Origin of the sequence: Nonomuraea sp. GTA35, from assembly GCF_041950525.1 — a bacterium.
Lineage (GTDB): Bacteria > Actinomycetota > Actinomycetes > Streptosporangiales > Streptosporangiaceae > Nonomuraea.
The window spans coordinates 1-7,455 of record NZ_JBGNUV010000042.1 but is presented as its reverse complement, the minus strand read 5'-3'; the positions used below and the strand labels follow the sequence as shown (position 1 = coordinate 7,455).

5 protein-coding genes are annotated in these 7,455 nt (G+C 68.2%); 2 read left to right on the top strand and 3 right to left on the bottom strand.

Features of this window, described 5'->3' with window-relative positions:
- Window positions 1-104: 104 nt before the first annotated feature.
- Both ACBJ32_RS59165 and ACBJ32_RS59160 read right to left on the bottom strand, forming a co-directional pair.
- Window positions 105-713, bottom strand: coding sequence for a maleylpyruvate isomerase family mycothiol-dependent enzyme (locus ACBJ32_RS59165; RefSeq protein WP_375134368.1), 609 nt, complete (start codon window positions 711-713; stop codon window positions 105-107).
- 45 nt (window positions 714-758) lie between these two features.
- On the bottom strand, window positions 759-1,532 hold the full coding sequence (locus ACBJ32_RS59160; protein ID WP_375134367.1) for an alpha/beta fold hydrolase: 774 nt from the start codon (window positions 1,530-1,532) through the stop codon (window positions 759-761).
- 32 nt (window positions 1,533-1,564) lie between these two features.
- Here ACBJ32_RS59160 and ACBJ32_RS59155 point away from each other — a divergent pair, with 32 nt between their 5' ends.
- On the top strand, window positions 1,565-2,173 hold the full coding sequence (locus ACBJ32_RS59155) for a TetR/AcrR family transcriptional regulator (RefSeq protein ID WP_375134366.1): 609 nt from the start codon (window positions 1,565-1,567) through the stop codon (window positions 2,171-2,173).
- 149 nt (window positions 2,174-2,322) lie between these two features.
- Here the strand turns inward: ACBJ32_RS59155 and ACBJ32_RS59150 are convergent, their stop codons facing one another.
- A complete protein-coding gene (locus ACBJ32_RS59150; protein WP_375134365.1) occupies window positions 2,323-4,494 on the bottom strand; it encodes a transposase in 2,172 nt (723 codons plus the stop codon).
- 169 nt (window positions 4,495-4,663) lie between these two features.
- Here ACBJ32_RS59150 and ACBJ32_RS59145 point away from each other — a divergent pair, with 169 nt between their 5' ends.
- Window positions 4,664-7,309, top strand: a complete 2,646-nt coding sequence (locus tag ACBJ32_RS59145; RefSeq protein ID WP_375134364.1) for a Tn3 family transposase — start codon at window positions 4,664-4,666, stop codon at window positions 7,307-7,309.
- Window positions 7,310-7,455 lie beyond the last annotated feature (146 nt).

Below are 7,455 nucleotides of genomic sequence, written 5' to 3'. Positions count from 1 at the left end.
ATCTTGCCCCGTCATGGCGGCCTGGTCGGCGAGGGTCATCGTCACTGTCTCAATCGTCCCGTCTCGCCCTGCTTCGCATCAAAAGGACTCATATATCCCATGTATCACAGCAGTCTGACAGAGAGGGCTTGGAGGTGACCCGGGGGAAGCTTGCGACCGTAGGCGAGCAGCAGGAGGCTCTGCGCGTCACCGGTCAAAGGGCTTCCAGTGCCGAAGGACCAGTCAAGGTCGGTGGCACGCAGCTCGACACCGGCCAGATCGGCGCCGAAGAACTTGAGCGTCTTGGGGGTGACCTGGGACAGGAGAAGGCGTACCCGGTCTTGGGGGACCCGGCGCCCAAGACCGAGGGCGACCGTGATGTCGAGGCCGTGAACGACGTCGTGCCCCAGGGCCGCGGCCAAACCACCCACCGGGGGTTTCCACGGGTGGTCGGCGTTGTCCCTGAGCGCGTTGACGAGTTCGGCCTCGGACAGAGCGGCAGCGTCCCGGCGGGCGCAGCGGTCGGTCATCCGGTTCATGTTCCCCCGCGCCTTGACGAGCTCGAACGCCATCCTGGGCAGCGAGTACCGGAAGCCCAGAGACATGTGGGCCGCGACCTCGCGCACGCGCCATCCGGCGCACAGCGTCGGCTCGTCCCACAGCGCGGGTGGCAGCTTCTCCAGCATGGCCGCCACCTCCCGGCGTTCGGCCGCGATCGCGGCCTTGACATCCATTCGTCGTTCTCCCTTGATGCGCTGGACGGTGGTCGTCCTTCCTGGTCAGGCTGATCGGAGGAACGCCAGCGCATCAGCGGCGAAACGCGGGTCGGTGAACGTCGCGCCGTGGCTGCGGCCCGGATAGACGATCAACTTGGCGCCGGGAATGCCGTCAACGGTCTGGCGGGCCAGTTCCAGGGGGTAGGCCAGGTCTTTCTGGCCCTGGATCAGCAAGGTGGGGGCGGTGATCTCCGGTAGCCGGGCGCGCAGGTCGAAACCGATTTCGGCATTCAGCATGGTGGCGCCGTCGGTGTGGTCCCCGCGGCCGTCGGCCAGCCAGGCCAGCACGCCAACGAGAATTCGGCCGATCGCCGACTCCGTCACCAAGTCGGCCAGAGGAGGGCTCGGCCGCCGCCCCCGCCTGGCGCGCTCGACGTAGGCGCGGTTGGCGCGGTCGCAGACCGGTCCTGGTGCGGCGGCCGTACCACCCAGAACCAGGCGCGAGACCAGGCCGGGGCGGTCAGCGGCCAGCTGCAGGGCCAGGGAACCGCCCGTCGACAGGCCCAGCACGTTCACCGGCCCGGTGAACGCGGCCTCGATCCCCTCGGCGTAGTGGGCGGCCAGGTCGGCCATGGTTGTGCCCGGCGGCAAGCCGGGACGCCGGTTGAGGGCGTGAACGGTGAAGTGCTCGGTGAAGGGCTTCACCAGGCGCATCAGGTAGCGACGGCCCAAGCCGACCGGGATGGCGGCCTGCGGGGTGAAGAGAAGGACGACCAGCGGCGGCCCTGCTCCGAGGGAGAGGCAGGGCAGTCCGCCCAGAGAGTGCTCGACTTCCATAATGAGATTACTGTAATATTTCGATTATGAGAATGACAAGGGCGGAGGCGAAGGAACGCAACCGACGCGCCCTGCTGGAGGCAGCGCGCCAGATCGTCTCCAGAGACGGCCACCGAGCCAAGCTGGAAGAGATCGCCGAGCTGGCCGAGCTGACCACAGGAGCCGTCTACTCCCTGTTCGGCAGCAAGAACGGTCTGCTGGTCGCCCTGGTGAGCGATTACCTCGACCCGGATTACGAGGACATGGAACGGCTCTTTCCCGCCGGCCTCAACCTCGTCGAGACGGTCGATGCTTTCGCCCGCCACTACCGCCGCACCTGCGATGACCCCGACGCGCTGAGCCGCCTGTCCTTCGAGCTCAGCCTGCAGGACTTGGCCCTGCGCGACCCGGAGCTGCGCCCCAGACTCGCCGGCGCCGTCCGGGCACACGAGCAACGACTGGTCGCGCTCCTGGCCGGGAGATCCCACGGCGAGGCCACGGTCACCCCTCGACAGGCGCAACGCCTTGCCACCGCGCTTAGGGGACTTCTGTCCGGCCTCAGCCAGGGTGTCATTCTCGGCCTGACCGACACGGCCCCAGAACCGTACTTCGCCGCCGCGGCCCGCGCCCTGGTCACCCCCGACGTTCTGGGACCGCCGTGACCTCACCGCATCAGGGCGGACACCAACTGCTGCACCGAGGCGGGCTGTTCCGGGCAAGGCACGCTGGTCATGGCGTTCACCGTAGTGCGCACGCGCCAGGAGCATGGGCATAACCGATCAACTCAGCCCCGACCGCGGGGAAGGGCGTCTCAGGACAGGCCCGCGGGGAACAGCACACGCGGCTCCAGATCCAAGCGCGTGGTCGGCGCTTGGTCCGGCGGGGTCAGGTTGATCACCCAATTGCCGAACCGGCGCACCGTGTGGGTGATGTACGGGGAGATGGTGGCCAGGTCGTCGACGTCGACCGGCTGCCCCTCGGCGGCCAGCTGATTGGCCGCGTCCGTGATATCGCAGGCCGTCGAGTAGATCACGCAATTGGCGATCAGCTCATTAAATTTGATCACCTTCTCCTGGTAGTCGGGATCGTTGTGGCCGATGAGCTTGCCGCCGAACATCAGCCACTCGGCGAAACCGTGGAAGGACTCCGTCTTGTTGGTGATCGCGGTGATCTGCTCACGAAGCCCCGGCTGCGACAGATACCGCAACAGCGTGATCGTGCGGATCGCCCGCCCCAGTTCCCTGAACGCCCGATACAGCCGGTTCTTGCGCGAATGGTTGCCCAGCCGGCGCAGCAGCGTCACCGACGACAACCGGCTCTCCCGGATGGAGATCGCGGTACGCAGCAGATCCGTCCAGTGGGTCTCGATGAGCCCCCAGTCGATCACTTCCTCCCCGAACAACGGCTCGATGTGGGTGTAGCGGGTGCGCTCGTCCAGCCGGTAGAAGATCAGGTCCTGCCAGTTGCGGATGCGCGGCAGCAGATCGAAGCCCAGCAGCGCGGCCAGGCCGAAGACCGGCAACGACTGGCCTTGCGTATCGGCGTGCACGGTATCGGGCTGAATGTCGGACTCGTTGCGCAGCAGGCCCTCGATGATGTACACCGCCTCCCACACCCCGCACGGGATGAAATGGCTAAAGAGGGCAATATAGGTATTCGAGATATGTCTATACGCAATTCCTCCATATCCCCCATATCGGACGGAAGTTTCCGCGAGGAGATTGTTCTCCCACGTTTCCACCTGCGAGCCGTCGGCGGCCGCGGCCTTGCCATCGCCCCACATGCCCGCCACGTCCAGCTTGTTGAAGGCGTTGATGACCACCGCGGACGCCTTGTCGATCTTGCCTGCGGTGGCGTGCTTGTTGCCCGCCAGCGACAACTCGTGCACGCTGACCTGCCCGCGCATGTGCGCGGCCACCTGGGAGGCGCCCAACAGGGTGCCATGCGCGAAGGCCGTCAGCACATACCGGGCCAACGCGTCGCGAATCTTCGGGTCCGACCCGGAGGCGGGCCCGAAATGGTGGTGCCAGCCCAGCAGGTACGCGGTCCGGGTCAAGATGTCCAGCAGCGCGCGTTGCGGCAGCCGGTCGTGGATGGCCTCCTCCAGCTTGATCGCCAACTCCCGCCGATCGGCGCCCTTGCGGCGCTTCAGCACCGGCCGCCCACCCTCCAACGTCAGGTCGGTGTTGCCCGGATAGCCAGCGTCCACCTCCCGGGCGATCGCGCCGAGCCGGCTCTGGTAATGGGCCGTCAGCGCTTTGGCCTCGGCCGGGATGCCGGCCTGCTCGCAAAACGCCGCCACATGCGGCCCACACTCCTCCCACGACATCAACTGAGCGTGCAGGTTGGCGTAGGAATCCGAGCCGACCACCGCGATGTCACCGCTGCGCAGTTCGGCCGCCAGGTAGGAGAACACGCACACCTCCAGGTGACGGCGCACCAGCAGCCCGGGACGCATCGCATCGCGCAGGACCTTGCGCCAGGCCTGCGAGGCGAACGCCTCCACCTCAATGGACAGGGTGCGCTCGCGGACCTGGCCGTCCGGGCCGCTCTCCTCGACCGTCACCGTCTCCACCAGGTACGCGGCGCGGGAGTTACGGTGGGCGCGCAGGAACTCCACCGCGTCCAGCACGCTGCGCTCGGCGCTGGTCGCCTCCAACTCGATTGAGTCCACCAGCGTGAACAGCGCTGAGCGGTGCGAGCCGTAGTGCCGCTCCAGCAGCGGCAGGTAGTTGTTGCCGTGATGCGCCGAGACCGCCTCGTGCGCGCTGGCCAGCGCCTCCAGCCCACCGCCCTGCTCCAGCTTCTTCAGCACCAGCCGCCCGGCCCGCTCGGCCACCACCGCTCCCGGCTCAGCGTCACCGACGTCCCCAGCGGCAATACCGCCGACGCCGTTGACCGCCTCCCCACCCGGCTGCGAACCCTGCCCGGCGGCTTCCGAACTCTGCTCGGCGGCGGGCGGGGATAGGCCCTTGAGCAGCAACCAATCGGTCAGTGGCGGTAGCGGGGAGGCGCGGGCGGGGTTATCGCCATCTGACGCGCCGATGCAGGCGGGCGACACCCTGGCGATGGGTTGGGTAACGGTTCAGCTACTGTCGGTTGGTTGAGGGCTGGTAGGCCCTACTTTGCGGCGTATGCCGGTGGTGGAGTTCTTGACTGATGACGAAGCGTCTGCGTACGGCCGGTATGCGGAGGTGCCGTCGCGGGCGGACCTGGAGCGGGTGTTCTTCCTCGATGATGAGGATCGGGCGCTGATCGAGCGTCGCCGTGGTGAGCACATGAAGCTCGGCTTCGGTCTGCAGCTCGTCACCGTCCGGTGGGCAGGGACGTTCCTGGAGGATCCCCTGGACGTGCCGGCCTCGGTCGTCGACTTCGTGGCCGAGCAGCTCGCCATCGCCGATCCGTCGTGTGTGAAGAGATACACCGAGCGGACCAAGACGCGCTTCGACCATCAGTGGGAGATCCGGCGGGTGTACGGCCTGAAGGAGTTCGGGACCGTGGAGGCGGAGCTGCGGGCGTGGGTGGCGGCCCGCTCATGGATGACGGGGGACGGTCCGAAGGCGATCTTCACCGACGCGGTGGGGTGGCTGCGGGATCGCGATGCGCTGCTGCCGGGGGTGACGACGCTGGCGCGGCTGGTCACGCATGTGCGCGATGAGACGACGCGGCGGTTGTGGAGAGTTCTGGAGGGGCTGTTGACGGTGGGCCAGCGCTATGTGCTGGACCAGCTGCTGGAGGTGCCGCCGGGCTCGCGGGTCTCGGATCTGGAGCGCTGGCGCAAGGGCCCGGTCCCGCGCGCGTCCGGGCCGACCATCATCAAAGCTCTGGATCAGGTCGCGGAGGTCATGGGGCTGGGCATGAATCAGCTGGGCGCCGACCGCTTGGTGCCGCCGCGCCGGTTGGCGGAGCTGGCCAAGTACGGGATGAGCGCGGACGCCTCGCAGATCCGCCGCCATCGCGATGGTCGCCGGCTGGCGACGCTGCTGGCCACGGTCGCGTTCTTGGAGGCCAAGTCGGTCGACGACACCCTGGAGTTGCTGGATCTGCTGATGACGACCGAGCTGCTGAACAAGGCGCAGACGGCCGCGGACAAGGACAAGGTCCGCAAGCACCCGAAGCTGGCCAAGGCCTCGGCCCGCCTGGCGGTGGCGGTGGAGGCGTTGTTCGACTCCGACTCGTGGGGCGGTGAGGAGGAAGAGCCGCGGGTGTCGGAGGTGTGGGAGGCGATCGAGGCGGTGATCTCGCGGGCGGAGCTGCGGGCCGCGCTGGTGCTGGTGAATGAGAACGTGCTGCCGGCCGACGCGGCAGACCCTGAGGACTGGCGCAGCGAGCTCATCGGCCGCTACAGCACGGTGTCGGGGTTGTTGAAGCTGCTGCCCAAGGTGATCAGTTTCGGCGCGAACGCGGAAGGCGCTCCGGTGCTGGCGGCGATGCGGCGGCTTCCCGGCGTGCTGGCCTACCGCGGCCGGCTGCCCGCGCCGCTGATCCCCGCCCGCCTGATCGAGGCGGCCGTGGTGACCGGCCCGTGGAAGCGCCTGGTGTTCGGCCACCCGGCTTTCGAGGACGGCAGCGCGGTGAACAGACACGCGTATGCCTTCTGCCTGCTGGAGCAGTTCCATCGGCATCTCAAGCGCCGCGAGATCTACGCCGAGGCCTCCACCAAGTGGCGCAACCCCCAGGCCCGGCTCCTGGACGGCGAGGTATGGGAAGCGGTCCGGCCGGACGTGCTGACCGCGCTCGGCCTGCCGGAGGATCCGCAGCCGCTGCTGGCCGACCACGCTCGCGTGCTGGACATCGCCTACCGGGAGGCCGGCGGCCGGCTGGAGGCCAACGCCGAGGTCCGCATCGATGAGGCCGGGAAGATCCATCTGACCGGCGTGAAGGCCATCGAGGAGCCGCCGTCGCTGATCGACCTGCGCAACCGCACCACGGCGATGCTGCCGCGGGTGGACCTGCCCGAGGTCATCTTGGAGGTGATGAGCTGGGAGCCTCGGCTGGTGGAGGCGTTCACCGCGGCCTCCGGCGGCCGCTCCCGGCTGGAGGACCTGCCGACCTCGATCGCGGCGTGCCTGGCCGCGCAGTCCATGAACGTCGGTTACCGGCCGATCGCCAAATCCGGCGTGCCTGCCCTGGAGCGCTCGCGCCTGTCGCACGTGTTCCAGAACTACTTCCGGCCCGAGACGCTCAGCCTGGCCAACGCGCCGCTGGTGGACTGGCAGGCCGGGCTGGCGCTGGCGCTGGCGCAGGCGTGGGGCGGCGGCATGGTCGCCGCGGTCGACGGGATGCGGTTCGTGGTCCCGGTGCCGGCCGCCTTCGCCCGCCCCAACCGCAAATTTTTCGGCTCCAAGCGCGGTATGACCTGGCTCAACGCGATCAATGATCAAGGAATCGGGCGGGGCGCGAAGATCGTGACCGGGACGGTCCGCGACTCCCTGCACATGGTCGACGTCATCTTCGGGCTGGACGGCGGGGACCTGCCCGAGATCGTCGTGTCGGACACCGGATCTTATAGTGACCTGACCTTCGGCCTGCTGGAACTGCTGGACATCTCCTACCGGCCCGCGCTGGCGGACCTGCCCGACCAGAAGGGCTGGCGGATCGAGGCAGGCGCCGATTACGGGCCGCTGAACACCTTCGCCCGCGGGCGGATCGACCTGCGCAAGGTGGCGCGGATGTGGCCGGACATCCTGCGGGTGGTCGCCTCGATCTACACCGGGACCGTCCGCGCTTACGACGCGGTGACGATGCTGCAGCGTGAGGGCCACCCCACCGCGCTGGGTGAGGCGATCGCCGCCTAAGGCCGGATCTTCAAATCGATGCAGTGCGCCACGAGGCGCTGTTCTGTTCGGACGGAGGTGAAAGACCGCCGTCGCTTCGCCGTCGTAGCGGCGAGGTGAAGTTGGAGGCAGCCTGAGCCGGGGGTCGCCGGGGAGGGTGGGAGCAG

Bases quoted from the DNA above. Each gene is read 5' to 3' on its own strand.
- ACBJ32_RS59165 (WP_375134368.1), bottom strand. From the start codon at position 713: ATGGATGTCAAGGCCGCGATCGCGGCCGAACGCCGGGAGGTGGCGGCC.
- ACBJ32_RS59160 (WP_375134367.1), bottom strand. From the start codon at position 1,532: ATGGAAGTCGAGCACTCTCTGGGCGGACTGCCCTGCCTCTCCCTCGGA.
- ACBJ32_RS59155 (WP_375134366.1), top strand. From the start codon at position 1,565: ATGACAAGGGCGGAGGCGAAGGAACGCAACCGACGCGCCCTGCTGGAG.